Origin of the sequence: Mesobacillus stamsii (assembly GCF_030814065.1) — a bacterium.
Classification (GTDB): Bacteria; Bacillota; Bacilli; order Bacillales; family Cytobacillaceae; genus Mesobacillus; species Mesobacillus stamsii.
On record NZ_JAUSUN010000017.1, the window covers coordinates 62,884 to 78,882 of the forward strand.

A 15,999-nucleotide genomic window follows, 5' to 3' on the forward strand; every position below is an offset into this window, starting at 1 on the left:
TATTATCCTATTTTAATAAGGATAAAGCAAATCTCCTATTTTAGCGGTAAATATTTTTTCGCTGAAGAAAGCGTGAAGCAATTCATTTTCGTCTATCATTCTTTCTTCGCCGTTCTGTTTTTTGACGATAATTGGATGCTTACAGCCGCGCTGGAATCTTTGCAGCACGTGACCGACCATTTCATTTTCGCTAGTATTGATTGGTCTTAGTTCGCGCAAATCAACTCGCTTTCCGTAATATCGTTCCATCAGGAAGCGCATGAACGCAAACTGCCGCTGCTTCCATTCAAAATAAAGCGATACTGCCAGGAAACCAATGATGATCCATACATTCAAGGTTAGTGGTGCGACGAACAGCAGGATACCAGAAAAAATCAGCAGACCCCCAGCTGAAGCATATAATGTAAGTAGATGGGCTTTTTGAAACGGTGTGTTCATCGATAGGAGAATGAACAGCAACTTTCCGCCGTCTAGCGGCCAAATCGGAAGAAGGTTAAACACGAGGACCATCAAATTATAGCCCACGAACAGCGAATGCCATTTTTCAGGGAAAGTCCCTGTGATGAAGAGCAAATAGGCAAGCCCCATCATCCACACATGCTGTAACGGCCCTGCAAGCACAACGATCAGCTCTTCCTTAAGCGGCCTATTCCCATGCTCATCTACTTCTGCGACACCGCCAAAGGGCAACAATGCGATTTTCTTGATTCTCCACGAAAAAAAAGAAGCTGCAGCAACATGTCCCATTTCATGAACAAAAATAATCAGCAGCAACATCATCAATTCTATGAAATGCGCGGTCGCAATAGCAAGCGCGATGACAACCCAAAGCAACGGATGGATTTGCAGTTTTCGCACTAATTCAAACAGTTTATTCAAACTTAATCACCTGGACGGGATCGACGAAATCATTCCCTTTTTTAATCGCGAAATAAAAGGACCCTTTCATACCGTCCTCGCTATCCATCGCCGTTCCAACCTTGGTGCCTTTGGATATATATTCATAAAGTTTCACGTCGATCTTGTCGAGATTACCGTACCATGTTTCACTTTTATCGCCATGTTGGACAATCACCGTTTTCCCAAACCCGTCTTTTATGCCGACGAAATGGACAAGTCCTTCATTCATCGCCTCAACATCTGCACCTTTTCCTGTTTCAATGGTGATCCTTTGTCCATTGTCGCCAAAATCTTCAAGAATTTTTCCAGAAGCAGGTAGAGCGTATTCACTTCCCGCAGCTATCTCCTTCCTGCTGTCTGCTTCGGTATTTTTAGCCGGAAGAAGTGCCAGCGGCTTGCCAAATTTGTCTTCATACCAGGCTGAAACAGCCGCAAATTGAAACTCCTGCTCCATCGTATGCTTGACATATTGCTGGATTGGCGCCGCTTTTTCCGAAGGACTCCGGTCTATAATTGCCACAATCAACACCAGACAGGCAGATGCTAGCACCTTGAACAAAAACACTTCCTTCTTAAATAACGGATGGCCCCCTCCATTTGGCCCAATATCATAGGATGGCAGCCTGTCAAAACCATGCCGTTCTTCGTCGGTCGAAAATAACCGGTTAGGGTCCAGCTTTTCCACCCTTTCTCGCTCCCGTTTCCGCTTCATCATCCTTCTCCGTATATCGTCCGCTCTCGAGTTCATTTCATCCCACCTAACCCCTTGTACTCCATATTAGTACAATTCTATGACCTGTCCGACTAGAGTATGACAATTTCGGGGCATAGTACCAAAATGGCTAGGTTTACAGAAGAAATTTATTCCTTCTTATTCTATAAAAAAAACAAAGCACCTGCTTTCCCGTCATAGACAAGAAGCAGGTGCTTTGTTTAGCGCACACCAAAGAATTTTTTAATCTTCGAAAAGACGCCCTTGCTCTCTGTATCGAGCAGCTGCAACGGAACGGATTCGCCAAGTATTCTTCGGGCAATGTTTCTGTAAGCGATGGAAGCTTTGCTGTTTGGGTTCAGCACAATTGGCTCGCCGTGATTGGACGCTTTGATAACTTCATCGTCATCCAAAACAATTCCGATCAAATCGATCGATAAATGTGTGGTAATTTCATCAATATCGAGCATATCGCCATTTTTCATCATATGGCTGCGGATTCTGTTGATTACCAATTTTGGCGATTCCACATTTTCTTCTTTTTCCAGCAAGCCGATAATTCTGTCAGCATCTCTTACAGCGGAAGTCTCCGGTGTAGTGACAACGATTGCCTTGTCTGCACCGGCAACTGCATTTTTGTAGCCTTGCTCAATTCCTGCAGGACAGTCGATAATGATATAATCATAATCCTGCTTCAGTTCATTGACCAATTTCCTCATTTGTTCAGGTTGAACTGCTGTTTTGTCGCTCGTCTGGGCAGCCGGAAGCAAATAAAGGTGATCATCGAAGCGCTTATCTTTTACAAGTGCCTGATGGATTTTGCATCTTCCCTCAATGACATCAACAAGATCATAAATAATGCGGTTTTCAAGTCCCATCACTACGTCTAGGTTACGCAAGCCAATATCTGTGTCAACGAGACAGACTCTTTTGCCTTGCAGAGCCAAAGCTGTACCTATATTGGCAGAAGTGGTCGTTTTACCGACCCCGCCTTTTCCGGATGTAACTACAATCGCTTCTCCCACTTTTAAAGGCCTCCTTCGAATCTAGTTAAATTAGGTCTTTTTTTCATTAAAACTTGCAATCTATCAACGGCGATTTGTTGTGATTCTGATATGTACGCACATTCCATTGAACGACTCTCGTTCTCTGGCATCTCGTCGGGAGCCCGGTTAATGCAGTTGCTGATTCTTAACTGGGAAGGCTTCATTACAGATGCAGCGATCACCGCCTCCGCATTCCCAGCAGAACCAGCATGTGCTATTCCTCTTAAATAACCCATCACAAAAATATTTCCGGTAGCCCTTACTGTTCCACCTGGATTCACATCGCCAATGAGCAGCAAGTCTCCCGCAATTTCTAGTACCTGACCCGATCGAATCACCTTGGCAACAGGAACAATTTCCGTTTCCCGGCAACGTTTTTCAGCTTCTTTCCTGGAAATGACGTTCGTTTCAATGTCCTCAACGATCAAATTCCGCTTTTGCCGGATCAAATCTTTCAGCTCTTCTTCCTGTTCGTTAGTAAGGAATCTATTCCCAACCTTTACCTTAACAGAAAGCAACTGTTGCTCCTCCTGGAAAAGAGTGGAACTGGATAATTTTCGCTCTACTTCTTGTTTTAAATCATCATAAGAGCAAATGTCATCCAAATGGAGCGTAAGACCATCTTTTGTTCCTTTAATTATCACATTTTGTGTTTTCTTCATACCGGATGTTCACCTCAAACGAAAAGCGTTGCCCGCCAACTACATTTTGTGCTGCTGCGGGGAATTTATTAGTCGAACGAAAGCCTTCCGAGTAACTGGGCGCTGGGCTAAACACTAATCTAAGTTTTAAAGAAAAACTTGTAAAAACTTCACAATAATTTTGCATGGTTATCTGCAAGGAATTCGACAATTGTCCGCTAATTTCCTTTATTTCTATCCGCAAATGCTTTGTCAAAAAAACCTTTGCACCCTTTTTGAAGATCGTGCAGGTACATTAATCATGACTAAGTCTGTCTGCGATGGTTTCGAATTGCTTTTTAAACGGATAAGCAGCAAGAATGATAAAAGCCAGATTCAAAATTATCGTCGGAACTAGTCTTATTTTAACATAGGTCAAAAAGTCCAAATCGGTAATGTTTATTAACAACATCATTTCATAGACTCCGAGTTCCAATAATGCGATCCCGAAAAGAGTCAGGATCGAAACAACGAGTACATTCGTTTGAAGGATTTTGATCATGTGTGCGAACAAATAAGCAATGACTGGGAACATGAACAAGTATATCCCGATGATTTCTGTGTAGACAAGATCAAACAGCAGTCCGAAAATGAATCCATACAGAATTCCGTGCTTGGGACTTAAATATGCGGTCAAAAACAATATCCCAGCCATCAGGAAATGCGGCACAAGAATACGATCGCTATGAAATAATTCAGCAGGCAGCAGCTCGACAAATAAACTCTCCAGAATAAATAAGAAAACGAAAAGCGCAGGGAGCAGGAGACGGATCATTTGCCGCCCTCCTGACTTTTGCTATCTTTCAAGCTTTCCTCGATGTCTACAGAGATCATGGATTTCTTGACAACCATGACATGTTCCAAATCATATAAATCCGCTTGCGGTTTTATATAGGCTGTTTGGTTAAGGCCAAATTGATCAGGGACAACATCGACAACCTTGCCAATTGGCAGGTCCTTTGGAAAAATGCCGCCCATTCCTGTCGTAACGACGTTTTGTCCTTTCTCAATCTTGGCATCGAACGGCAGCCCTTTCAGTAACAGAAGCTCTTTTTTCTTGTCGTATCCTTCAATGGTACCGTATAGCGGCTTATCAGCTTGAAGAATGGCCGAAATTCGATTTGTCGGGTCAATCGAGCTGATCAATTGGACTGTGGCTGAAAATGGCGTCGTGTTCTTTACCTTCCCAATCAGCCCTTTCGCCGTGATGACAGCCATATTTTTTTCCACGCCATTGGTCGCACCTTTATTGATGATAATCAATTCATTCCATCTTTCAGGGCTTCTGGCAATTCTGACCGCCTGGATTGGTTCATAGTCTGCAAGTGACTCTTTTTTACCTAAAATCTCCTGAAGCTCCCCGTTTTCCTTTTCAAGGGAGTATACCTTCGCTTCCAGTCGGGCAATGTCATCGACGCGTTTCTTCAATTCTTTATTTTCTTGATATGTATTTTGCAAGTCTTGAAGGTTTTCAATGATGCCTGCAGCATAATTAGCCGGCCTGGATACAATGGATTGCACCCAGCTGGTCGAGTCTTTGACAAACTGCTCCGGCCATGTCAATCGTTCTCTTTCCCTTAAAGAAAACCCAATCAATGCCACGAGGACAATAATGCTTACTAACAGCATTATCAGGCGTTTATTAAAAAAGAACTGTGGCATGATTCACACCTCTTATCTAAAAATATGGATGACAGTAGTTGAGGGAAGTGGATGAATTCCGCTTCCCTTGTTGATTATCTTGATTCTCTTGCTTTGTTCTTGAATAAATCGATATGATCCAATGCCTTGCCTGTTCCGGCGGCGACACAATCCAGTGGATCTTCAGCAATCAACACTGGCATCTTCGTTTCTTCGCCGATGACTTTATCGAGGTTGCGCAGCAGCGCGCCTCCTCCTGTTAAGACAATCCCACGATCCATAATATCGGAGGCAAGTTCCGGCGGAGTTTTTTCCAGCGTCAGCTTGACTGCATCGACAATTGCATAGACCGTATCACGTAGCGCTTTGGCGATTTCTTCCGCAGTGATTTCAATCGTTTTCGGCAAACCGGTCAGCAAATCCCGGCCGCGAATGTCCATATTTGCAATTCCTTCCGCGTTGCCTGCTGAACCAATTTCCATCTTGATTGCTTCTGACGTTCTTTCTCCGATCATCAGATTGTACGTTTTGCGGATGTAATTAATGATGGCTTCATCCATTTCGTCTCCGGCAATCCGGATTGACTGTGATGTTACAATGCCGCCGAGAGAAATGATGGCAACCTCTGTTGTTCCGCCTCCAATATCGACTACCATACTTCCTGTTGGTTCCCAAACCGGAAGGTTAGCACCGATTGCCGCGGCAAACGGTTCCTCAATCGTGAAAGCGTCCCTTGCGCCAGCCTGTCGCGTCGCGTCGATTACAGCGCGCTCTTCTACCGCAGTGATGCCAGATGGAACACAGATCATGACATAAGGCTTGCCAGCAAACCAACTTTTGTTTTTCGTCGCCTGCTTAATATAGTACTTCATCATTGTCGCGGTTGTTTCATAATCCGCAATGACGCCGTCCTTCATTGGCCTTAATGCGACTACATTTCCAGGCGTACGTCCAATCATATTTTTCGCGTCATTTCCAACCGCAACGATATTTTTAGTATCTGTCTGCAGAGCCACAACGGACGGCTCTCTTAAAACAATCCCTTTTCCTTTTACAAAAACAAGTGTATTCGCAGTACCAAGGTCGATTCCCAGGTCTCTTGTTCCAATCCCAAACATTGTTGTATCTCCCTTTCTTAACAAAAAATGCAATAAAAGAACAGGCAATCTATCCTAAAATTAGTTGAATGTTCCTAGTCAAAATTTCCGGAAAAGGCTTATGCTCGTCCGCAAAAATCATAAATTAAATTATAACGTAACGTTTATCAAAATCCTAGTATCATACATACCCTTTTTCCTTCAAGCTTATATATTTATTTTCTCCAATAATCAAATGGTCTAGCAATTCAATTCCAACAATTTTCCCTGACTCACTAAGCCGTTTGGTAACCTCGATATCTTCCCTGCTCGGGGTTGGATCGTAGGGTAGAGAGCATGCGCCTTACTTGGTCACGCAAGCAGATTTCACACTCCCCCCCTCAGAACCGTACGTACACCTTTCAGCGTATACGGCTCGCCAATTGACTAATCGGAATATGCTTCTCATCGTGGTCATGATCGCACTTAAACACAAGGACAATTGTCTTTCGGTTCCGTTGAATCATTATTTGTCCCGGTTAAGTTTGATTTAATGTGATGGACCCTTCTGACCTTCTATTGTACCACACGCTTTTGCTAATAAACGTTTTTTAAAGTCTGTTCTATTGTAAATCTCATACTCATCCACTTTGATTGCCCCATGATGTTTAGGCATGTCTTTGAGCTTCACCAACTGATGGAGTTTATCGTTGCCATGTTTATCTTTTCTAACTAAACATAAAGCTCCTTGTTTGTGTGTTCTCATGCTTGAGGCGACCTTCCTAGATGTACTTCTTCGTTTTTTAGCAATGGTTTTGAGGAAACTACTTTCTGCTAGGTAAAATAACTTATCGAGATGGTGATAATTATTTGCCAGCTTGTAGTAATTGGCAATTCCTCTTAGTTCAGCGTTGTAGGTATACAAAATTTCTAATTCGGAATGGTTCATAAGATTGGCTCGATGCATACTTTTAAAATTGTCTAGATTCCCATATCCGTTTGCAATGGCAAAATCCTTGATTTTCTTTTCTGGAATTTCCAACTTAATTGCTCCTGAAAGAGTTGTCTTTCTCATTGGTTGTTTATGGCTTTTATACGAGACCCTGGTTCCCTTCCTTTCATCCCATTTACGAAATTCGTATCCAAGAAAAGGAATTGGATTTTCCAAGTGAGTAATAAGTGCTTTTTCTTCCCTTAATTCAAGGTGGAGTTTTTGTTCAAGGAAATCCTTTATCCATCCCTTCACATTGATCGCACTATCTTTGCAACCTGCTATCCCTATTACAAAGATATCTGCATAACGGACATATTTCATTCTCTGATCGATCTTATCCATAGGGTCCGTTATTTTATCGAAATTCTCCATTTGCTTTTCCACAAAAAGGTCGAATTCATGAAGATAGATATTGGCTAATAGAGGGGAGATCCTACCGGCCTGTGGTGTACCGCTGTCGGTATTATGATATGTGCTAGTTTCGATGACACCACTTGTAAGTGCATTGTGAATAAGTAGAAGAAAACGATGGTCATCGATTCTTTTAGAAATAAGATTTACTAGTACAGAATGGTCCATATGGTCGAAGCAGCCTTTTAAGTCTCCTTCAATACACCATGTTAACCCTTTCCACGTGTTTTTAATTTGGGACAATGCTGTATGACAACTTCGTCCCTCTCTGAATCCATGTGAATGATTGGAGAGGATAGGTTCGTAGACGTTTGCCAATATCATCCTCATTACTTCCTGTACTAACTTATCTTTAAAGTTGGGAACTCCTACCTGTCTCTTTTTACCATTTGCCTTTGGAATACAAACTCTTCTTACAGGTGCAAAGCGAAACGTCCCATTTTTGAGTTTTTCAATGGTTTCATCCATCTTTTGCAAACTTAAACCATCGATTATTACTTCAGACGTTCCTTTTGTTAGATTCGCAGCATTCGGATATAGTTTTGCATATGCTTTCATCCACAATTCTTTGTTATACATGAGACGATAACAATCCGTAATGATGTTTCCTTTTTGAGAAGCATTCCTTATAACGTCCAACTGATGAAATGGATTTGTTGCCATATTCATGACTCCTTTCTCATTGACGTTAACATCAACCTGTCTCCCTTCCCCCTGCTAAACTCATTACAAGCAAACGTTGGGTACTATGGAGACTCCGTTACCATATGCAATTTTCATAGACCAAGGTCTATTTCATAGACCAATGTCTATTTCATAGACTAATGTCTATTTCATAGACCAATGTCTATTTCATAGACTAATGTCTAATAGCCAAATGGCATTTGCACTTAGGTAATCCCTGCATTATGACATAATTTTAGATACGTGATGGTTAGGTATCCCTTTTGACGGTTTCCTCTAGTTTGAGGATTGAAGGACAAACCTTACTATGGACAGGAAAGAGATTTCCAATAGACGCTCTGGAGATACGTCTCCCATTTTGTCCTCATTGCCTATTATCTATCGTAGACAGTGGCGCACCCATCGCTCATTCGTCTAGGATTCAAGCAGTATAGCTTTTACCGTACATCACTTGGTCTGAAGAACTGACTCGACGTTCGATAGATTTGCCGTCTTTTCTCCTTTTCACATCATGCTCTTTTCCCTCTGTGGGTTTCCCCTTAAGGTAAGATGCTGACCATAGAACACTGTAAGGAGTTCTAGATTTCTGAGAAACCACTAAAATTACGCACCTTGCAGGCGCACTCCTGATGGATGATTATGGACGCAAATGACGGAAGCAGCCGACCTGCGAACCGCCTCTTTGTAGTAGGGTAAGTACCCAGCGCCTTGCTTAATTACTTAAGTAGGTTTCCAAGCACTTCCCTCCAAACCGTACGTACTCCTCTCAGAGTATACGGCTTTCCATTTATCAATCTAACTTTCCATTGTGTAAGTCATGGTGGCATTTCATACTGCCACCGCAAACGATTGTATTTTCGATTATATCCATTGACTGTTTTTTGATTTCCGAGTTCTTTTCCATTCGTTGTTCCGTAAAAAAGGCAATTTCAGGACCATCCTTCGTTATATAACGTATCCCTAATTTCCCGTTAATTTTAAATTTTGCAATGATTTTACTAACGGTACTTTTGTATTTATTGGCATACGTTTTAATCATGCTGTATTTCATTGTTTGCCTAAAAGACTGAAGGACATAAGCATTACTTGCTAGGCGATAGTAATTATATAATCCGACAATCTCCGCATTATACGTACGAAGAATTTCAAGGTCATCATCATGCACTAGATAGGGACGATGAACAGGTTTCCAGCCATTGTTACTGCCAATTTTCAATGCACCTAAATCGATGAGTTTTTTGATGTATTTTTCATGAGGAACGAATAGTTTTGTTTGATAGGTACACTTTCGTTTCTTTGTGCCATTTGACATTTTCAGTCTGTGCCAATCTCTTACTACTCGTATATCGTATCCTAAAAATCTAGCGTTTTTCTCACTATGTGTTATCAACGTTTTCTCAGCACTTAATTCCAATTTGAGCTTTTCGGCAAGGTACTCTGTTACATCTATTTTGATTTGTTCAGCTTCCCTTTTACTACCAATGACACCGATCATAAAACCATCCGCGTACCTTACATATTTCATTCGACGATAGTTTGGGTCAAAAAGGTCTTTGCTATCATAGCTTTGCAGTTTTTTGTACAGAGCTTTTAATTCTCCAAGCCTTTCAGCTTTTTCTTCTTTGGTTAGTCGCTCCCAATCACGTTTATTTTTACTTTTACAGTGGTTAATTTTTAATGCTAGGTTATGATAAACAAGATTATCCCTACGTTTTTCACCTTTCTTAAAGGATTCCGCATATCCTTCAGCATATTTATCTAATTCATGCAAATAAATATTTGAAAGTAACGGACTAATGATTCCACCTTGTGGTGTCCCGCTGTAGGTTTTATGAAAAGTCCAATCTTCTACATAACCTGCTCTTAAGAATTTCCAAATTAAATTAATTAATTTTTCATCCCTAATGCGCTTTCGTAAAAGTCCAACTAATACATGATGGTCGATGTTATCAAAGAAACCTTTTATGTCCCCTTCAATAAACCATCTCGTACCCGTAAAAGTATTGCGTATTTCTTTTAAGGCAGTGTGACAGCTACGATTTGGTCGAAAACCATGTGAATGATTTAAAAATTGAGGTTCGTAGATACTTTCTAAAATTCGCCGAACAACCTCTTGCACTAGTTTATCCTCAAAAGTCGGAATACCAAAAGGTCGTGTTTTACTGTTTTTCTTTGGGAGATATGTTCTGCGTGCTGGATGTGGTTGATACGATTGTTCCTTTAGTTTTTCGATTAAACGCTCGATTCTTTCTAAACTCATACCATCGATTATGTCATTGTTAACACCTTTTGTGTTGCTCCCTTTATTAGGGTGAAGTTTGGCATAGGCTTCTAGATAGAACTCGATATTATATAGATTTCGATACAATCTTTCGAAGATATACGTATCGTTTTGTGCTTTAGAAGTTAGACTGTTTAACACTACTTTTGGATTTCTCATAGAGCCTCTCGCTCCTTTCCAATTTTGTATTAAACTGATAAACTACTCTCCTTCGCCATGTAATAGGCTTTCCCTATCTCGGACTACTACGAGAGCTCCGTTGCCATATTGGATATTTAGACACATTTGTCATAGCCTTTTGTTTGGCATTCCAACTTAGGCAATCCCCATTTAGACATTTAGAAACATAGCATTTCATAGTTTCGGATGTGACTTTCGCTCTTCCTTCCATATAGAAGTTGGACGAAGTAGTATCACTTCATGTTCCTCGAAGTATATAAGGAGCATGCATACTTCATACAGCGTGTGTCGCTACCTCCCGCTGAAGGTCCCCGTGGTCCTCCTTGAGCTATCATTCAGGCAATTCAGCTTTCATCCTTGTCTATGAATTTTCATCTCGCCATTCAGTCGTACCCTGGTAACTAGGCAACTTATGGCTTTGTCAACATGCTACACTCCCCGTTCCGTTTCCCTCGCGGATAAGTTGACTGATGATAGGGCTTTGAGTGTGATATTTCCCTACTGCTTTGCTAAAGCAGATTTTCTAAATGCCCTTATGGGCGCACTACCTCTCTAGGATGAACGATCGAAGCGTTAAGGCTTCCGATGAAAATGGTCTGCTTGTGGATTACTTGATTTTTGGTATTTAAATACAGGCATCTAAACTTTATATAAATACAAAATATTTATTGTTTGTGTGGTCAAGTGGTCAAAATGACACTTGGCTTTTTTTAAAAAAATAAATATAAAAAACTTTTGTACGTATGTTGACATGCGATGACGCACATGGTATATTGTATATATACAAAAGATGCGGTGACGCACATTAATAGGAGGTAATTAAAATGAGAAAATCGTTAGTGAAAGAAGTTAAGTTTGGAAAAGGAATCGCAAAAGTAACTGTTACGATGTTTACCCAAAAAAAATATTCTGATGGTTGGGATTTAGGAATGGAAGAAGTAATTGACACAGCTAAAGTTGAAATCGTAGTAAACGGTAAAGTTGTATGTTCTAGTTATTCTGCTGAAGTTTTGGAATACGAAAGAAATGTAAGACTTTTTAAAAAAGCTAATCTTAATCCAACAAAAAAATATACAATGGTTGGCGACAAAGCTATAACCGAAGGAGAAGAATCCGGAAACCTAATCAACGAAGCAATAAAAGAAATGACAGCCGAACTAGCGAAAGAATTTAACGTTGAAACAGAAGAAGAAAAGCAACAAAAAGAAGAAATTGCAGAAGCGGAAGCGGTTGTGGCACAATCTGAAAAAGAAGGCATCGATAATCTTATGAGCAATACTCAAATTAAATCATGGAGAAAACAATATAACGATTTATATAATGAAGGTGGAGAAGGATATATACCATCAAAAGTTAGCAAAGAAGCGTATCAAAAAGCATTAAAAATCTTAAACAGAAATGAGGTTATCCGAAATGGATGATGATGAATTTACCAATGAGCCATTGGATGTAAAATACTTGCATGCTTATTACACACAGCAAAATGATCTTAATAATATCATTGGGGTCGATGAAGCAGCTAAAATTCTTAACTATTCCACCGGTTATGTAAAAAATCTTTGTGCAAGAAAAATGATTAAATCCAAAAAAATCGGAAAAACTTGGGTGCTCGATAAAACAAAATTGGAGGTAAAGAACATGAAAAATGGATTTTTGGTAACAAATAATGCGTATGATGCTATCGTATTGGCTAATGGAACTTTTATGGAGGTAACTAGCGGCGTACTAGCGGAATACTTAGATTCTGAAAATGTCGAGATTGAAGAATGGGTTGGCAAAGAGGATTGGGAATCAGATGATATCGAATCTTTTGCCAAAAAATTTGGTGATATAATCGCTTATTATCAAAATAATGAACTTGTGGTAGTTAATCACGAACTTTTGCAGGAACGAAAACAATTTCATTTTAGGAAAAATGAGGGTGAAAAGAAAATGGAAATCTATTACGAAGACATCCTGGTAGGCGAAATCATCACAAACCGGAGCATGACAGTAGACGAAGCATTGAATTTAATCGGTTTTGACGAAGAACAATTTATCAAAGATAATAAATTCGACAACATCGATTATAACGACTTTAAATTGGTTTATTAATAAGTAGATGGGTAAAAAAATTGATATTACCAGAGAGCGTTATGGCTCTTTGGTAGCAATAAAAGAAGTTACTCAAATAGGTACAAAGAGACGCTATCTCTGCCAATGTGATTGCGGAAATACGATTACCGCACGAATGGAGAGTTTGCGAAGTGGGAATACAAAGTCTTGTGGCTGTATCAAGCCGGAAAATGTATCTAAAGCAAATTTAAATGATTTAACAGGAAAACGATTTGGAAAACTAACCGTTATTAAGCGATCACAAGAAAAACAGAATGCCGGTCACTCTTTTTGGGAATGCGTGTGTGACTGCGGTAATACTACTGTAGTTGATGGGTCAAATCTTGTGAGTGGTAATACAAAAAGTTGTGGATGCATATGGAGAAAGAATAATAAATAGACCCTCATATAGAGGGTCGTCTTTATCCAATTTTAATTATACGGTTACTTGCCTGTCCACGTGTGAAAAAATTTATAATTAAATTGTGAAAGGAATCATACAAGCGATGTCGAATTAATAAGATGGTGATGTAGATGCTTAAAAGTAACTTTCGAAAAATTATTGAAACTTGTCCGTATAAGCCAGCGTATATAAGAGACGAAATCATGCGAGTTCACAGGAATACGTTTTCCGGCTGGATGACCGGGAAGCACGCTCCATCTGTGGAGGACTTATTTAAACTGGCTTATCATCTGGACAGGAAGGTAGACGAATTTTATACTTGGGAGGAAGAAGAATAAAAAAATTATTGATCATGGCATTAGTATTGGGAATGTATATGTAAATATAGGGAGGAATAATAAATGGATATAGCTCTATTTATAATTGGATTTTTATTGTTTGTGGGATCTTTAGTTTACTTAGTAGTATCCTTAATTAAAAAAAGTTTTACTAAGAAAAAATTCATTGGTGCATTAGCATCTGGTTTCGTTCTCATGATAATTGGTTTATCTATACCATCATCTACAGAAACTGCTTCTGAACCAAGACAAGCAGAAAAAGAAAAAGAAAAAGAAAAAGAACCGGAATTAACGCCCGAACAAATAGCAGCTAACGAGAAAGCAGAAACAGACAAAAAGGCTAAGGAAGAAGCCGAATCCAAGGCCAAGGCAGAGGAAGAAGCTAAGAAAAAAGCTGAACAAGAAACCCCTGATTATAAATTAAAACAGGCAGTTACAAAAGCACTTGGTAAAGAATCAAACCGCGAAGGTGATAAAATCACTAAATTAACTTTTGATCAAGAGACAGGTAATATTCTTGTTAATTTCAAAGGTGACGAAAATTTTACAGAGAATATGACCATAACAGGTGTACAGTTGGACATAAAAGATACTCTGAAAGCAATAAAGACAACGGGAGTTGCATTTAATAATATTAATATTGTCGTTTCCTATTCAATGGTAGATCAATATGGTAACGCAGAAGAGAGCAAAGTAATAGACTTAGATTATAGTAAAGATACAATCGATAAAATTAATTTTGATAACTTTAATACTGATAATATTTATACAGTCTCAGATATCGTGAATTTTGTTCATCAAGCATTCGTAGGAAAGAAATAGAAATCCGTTAAATAAATAATAAAAAGCCCCACTCGAATAGGAGCGGGGCTTAAATTTATTCCTGTACCACAAATGTCGCATACCCTTTGCTTTTTAATTCGGATGCTAGCTTATCTGCATTATTACGGTCGCTAAACGCACCGACTTGTACTTTGTAAAGCTTACCTGATGCCGTAACAGGTTTTGGCTGTTGTTTAGGTGCTGGTTTGCGTTTTAATCCATACTGAGCCACCAGTGCGTCCACAATGGCCTGTGCAGCCGATTTGCGGTATGACTCTGATTTAAGCTTACTTTGATCGGTTTTGTTTGTCATAAATCCGCATTCGGCTAAAATCGCTGTCATATGTGTCTCACGTAAAACGTGGAAATTAGCTGTCTTGACGCCCCTGTTCGGCAACCCGCTAGCTCGCAGGAGATTATTTTGCACCTTAATGGCGAGATCGTATGCCTCTTTTGGCTTTGATGTGTAGACAAATGTCTCAATACCACTTGCACTATCCCATCCACCTGCGCCAAATGCATTGGCATGGATGGAGACAAAGACATCAACCTTTAACTCATTTGCCCGATTTGTCCTGGTAACGAGTGGTACGTCTGCGCTATCGGAGTGTGCAAAGTATACGGTTGTATTTTCATAGCCGTCGAGCACCGATTTTGCATAATTCGCCACAGCACGGTTAAATTCATATTCTCTCATCCCATCTGGACTGCGTTTCCCTTGAGTATTATATCCATGACCTGCATCTAACATGATTTTCATTTTTTTCATCCTTTCAGCTTTTATTTTTTGGTTAATCCTTTTGCTAGTAATGCTTCTTTTTGTAGCTGACCCTTTTTGGTAATATAGTTATTTTTAAACCATGACCATGCCGCAATTACGCCTGTTACTAATGTGGATATAACCATATACCAGTCGCCGATTTGCTGTTCGTTCAGGCTTACCGGCGCCTTGCCAAATGCAATCAAAACCTGATTAAGCAGTGCAACAAAAAGAAGCACCGTCCGAATGACTGTGCCTTTGTCAAAATTATTCATATTAAACGCCTCCTTGTGATTTTAAAGCCGCATAAAAAATTACTACTGCCCCTGTGATTAAGGACACAATTAATGCATTGGTGATCGATCGTCGCAACCATTTTGTATCTTCTTTGATTTCTTTCAGCGTTTCTTTTATATCGCGAATGTCACGATCGTGAAATGCCACCGTCTGCTTAATAACTTCTATTTCCGTTTTTAAATCCTTATCTGTTTTTTTGAGATATGCAATGTCATTTTGGACGGTCTGCTTAAATATATCCACGGTTGCTTCCTCCAATTCCATTGTGTTCCCCCTATCTGTAGTACAAATTTTATCTAATTTCATCACTTAACAATGCATTAATCATATTTTCCTGTTCCGTATTCTCGTTTGTTAATTTTGTAATGAGCTGTCCTTGTTGTTCAATCAATCGCAATAACTCTGTGTATAACTCTGATGACATTTTATTCCTTCTTTCTTACAATTTTGGAGTTGCTAAAATTGTTATTTTTTCTTCTTCGGTGATATACCCTTTCACTGCTGCGTTATTAACATAAATCTCATCTTTACCCATTATCCACATATTTAAAATAAACGGATATAATCTACTCATTTGTCATTTCTTGTTAATGACGTTTTATAATGTCCAAAACTTGACGATATTAATTGTCCTAAAACTGACGGATATACTGTCCAAAAATAAAAAGGAAGCATTTTCC

The 15,999-nt window shown here is 39.6% G+C and carries 18 protein-coding genes and 3 pseudogenes; 5 read left to right on the top strand and 16 right to left on the bottom strand.

Annotated elements, in window-relative coordinates; genetic code table 11:
• Nucleotides 1-12: 12 nt before the first annotated feature.
• The 12 genes and pseudogenes from J2S25_RS13505 to J2S25_RS13555 form a co-directional block, all read right to left on the bottom strand.
• A complete protein-coding gene (locus J2S25_RS13505; protein ID WP_307192135.1) occupies nt 13-879 on the bottom strand; it encodes a M50 family metallopeptidase in 867 nt (288 codons plus the stop codon).
• Nucleotides 872-1,648 (bottom strand): M23 family metallopeptidase, encoded by a 777-nt coding sequence (locus J2S25_RS13510; protein WP_307192136.1) that lies wholly within the window; start codon nt 1,646-1,648, stop codon nt 872-874. Before J2S25_RS13510 ends, J2S25_RS13505 begins: the two co-directional genes overlap by 8 nt.
• A gap of 185 nt (nt 1,649-1,833) precedes the next feature.
• Nucleotides 1,834-2,637, bottom strand: a complete 804-nt coding sequence (gene minD / locus J2S25_RS13515) for a septum site-determining protein MinD (RefSeq protein WP_044392956.1) — start codon at nt 2,635-2,637, stop codon at nt 1,834-1,836.
• A gap of 2 nt (nt 2,638-2,639) precedes the next feature.
• Nucleotides 2,640-3,320, bottom strand: a complete 681-nt coding sequence (gene minC / locus J2S25_RS13520) for a septum site-determining protein MinC (protein ID WP_044392958.1) — start codon at nt 3,318-3,320, stop codon at nt 2,640-2,642.
• 274 nt (nt 3,321-3,594) lie between these two features.
• On the bottom strand, nt 3,595-4,113 hold the full coding sequence (mreD, locus tag J2S25_RS13525) for a rod shape-determining protein MreD (protein ID WP_044392960.1): 519 nt from the start codon (nt 4,111-4,113) through the stop codon (nt 3,595-3,597).
• The gene (mreC, locus tag J2S25_RS13530; protein ID WP_044392962.1) at nt 4,110-5,000 is read right to left on the bottom strand and encodes a rod shape-determining protein MreC; all 891 of its coding nucleotides are present in this window, start codon (nt 4,998-5,000) and stop codon (nt 4,110-4,112) included. Before mreC ends, mreD begins: the two co-directional genes overlap by 4 nt.
• Nucleotides 5,001-5,074: 74 nt before the next feature.
• Nucleotides 5,075-6,097, bottom strand: coding sequence for a rod shape-determining protein (locus J2S25_RS13535; RefSeq protein WP_044392964.1), 1,023 nt, complete (start codon nt 6,095-6,097; stop codon nt 5,075-5,077).
• Nucleotides 6,098-6,257: 160 nt separating this feature from the next.
• A pseudogene (locus tag J2S25_RS13540) lies at nt 6,258-6,398 on the bottom strand (JAB domain-containing protein); the annotation flags it as partial.
• 79 nt (nt 6,399-6,477) lie between these two features.
• Nucleotides 6,478-8,123, bottom strand: a pseudogene (locus tag J2S25_RS13545) (reverse transcriptase/maturase family protein).
• Nucleotides 8,124-8,747: 624 nt separating this feature from the next.
• The gene (locus J2S25_RS20020; protein ID WP_336623593.1) at nt 8,748-8,861 is read right to left on the bottom strand and encodes a JAB domain-containing protein; all 114 of its coding nucleotides are present in this window, start codon (nt 8,859-8,861) and stop codon (nt 8,748-8,750) included.
• A gap of 73 nt (nt 8,862-8,934) precedes the next feature.
• Entirely contained in the window at nt 8,935-10,584 is a 1,650-nt protein-coding gene (locus tag J2S25_RS13550; protein ID WP_084221774.1) for a reverse transcriptase domain-containing protein, read from the bottom strand.
• A 560-nt stretch (nt 10,585-11,144) separates the two neighbouring features.
• Nucleotides 11,145-11,249 (bottom strand): annotated as a pseudogene (locus J2S25_RS13555) (JAB domain-containing protein); the annotation flags it as partial.
• A 180-nt stretch (nt 11,250-11,429) separates the two neighbouring features.
• Between J2S25_RS13555 and J2S25_RS13560 the strand changes: the two are divergent.
• The 5 genes from J2S25_RS13560 (at nt 11,430) to J2S25_RS13580 (ending at nt 14,262) form a co-directional block, all read left to right on the top strand.
• On the top strand, nt 11,430-12,026 hold the full coding sequence (locus J2S25_RS13560) for a hypothetical protein (RefSeq protein WP_307192137.1): 597 nt from the start codon (nt 11,430-11,432) through the stop codon (nt 12,024-12,026).
• Entirely contained in the window at nt 12,019-12,699 is a 681-nt protein-coding gene (locus tag J2S25_RS13565) for a helix-turn-helix domain-containing protein (protein WP_307192138.1), read from the top strand. The genes J2S25_RS13560 and J2S25_RS13565 overlap by 8 nt, the downstream gene beginning before the upstream one ends.
• A 7-nt stretch (nt 12,700-12,706) precedes the next feature.
• Complete coding sequence (locus J2S25_RS13570; protein ID WP_307192139.1) at nt 12,707-13,099, top strand: hypothetical protein; 393 nt, start codon at nt 12,707-12,709, stop codon at nt 13,097-13,099.
• A 206-nt stretch (nt 13,100-13,305) separates the two neighbouring features.
• On the top strand, nt 13,306-13,440 hold the full coding sequence (locus J2S25_RS13575) for a helix-turn-helix domain-containing protein (RefSeq protein WP_307192140.1): 135 nt from the start codon (nt 13,306-13,308) through the stop codon (nt 13,438-13,440).
• A 63-nt stretch (nt 13,441-13,503) separates the two neighbouring features.
• The gene (locus tag J2S25_RS13580) at nt 13,504-14,262 is read left to right on the top strand and encodes a DUF308 domain-containing protein (RefSeq protein WP_307192141.1); all 759 of its coding nucleotides are present in this window, start codon (nt 13,504-13,506) and stop codon (nt 14,260-14,262) included.
• 55 nt (nt 14,263-14,317) lie between these two features.
• On the opposite strand, the gene J2S25_RS13585 is transcribed toward J2S25_RS13580, so the two are convergent.
• The 4 genes from J2S25_RS13585 to J2S25_RS13600 are packed head-to-tail and all read right to left on the bottom strand — an operon-like array spanning nt 14,318 to nt 15,743.
• Nucleotides 14,318-15,022, bottom strand: a complete 705-nt coding sequence (locus J2S25_RS13585; protein WP_307192142.1) for an N-acetylmuramoyl-L-alanine amidase — start codon at nt 15,020-15,022, stop codon at nt 14,318-14,320.
• Nucleotides 15,023-15,042: 20 nt separating this feature from the next.
• Nucleotides 15,043-15,297: a phage holin gene (locus tag J2S25_RS13590; RefSeq protein WP_307192143.1), complete on the bottom strand. Its 255-nt coding sequence runs from the start codon at nt 15,295-15,297 to the stop codon at nt 15,043-15,045.
• Nucleotide 15,298: 1 nt separating this feature from the next.
• Entirely contained in the window at nt 15,299-15,583 is a 285-nt protein-coding gene (locus J2S25_RS13595) for a hemolysin XhlA family protein (protein ID WP_307192144.1), read from the bottom strand.
• A 28-nt stretch (nt 15,584-15,611) separates the two neighbouring features.
• A complete protein-coding gene (locus J2S25_RS13600) occupies nt 15,612-15,743 on the bottom strand; it encodes a hypothetical protein (protein ID WP_307192145.1) in 132 nt (43 codons plus the stop codon).
• Nucleotides 15,744-15,999: the final 256 nt, after the last annotated feature.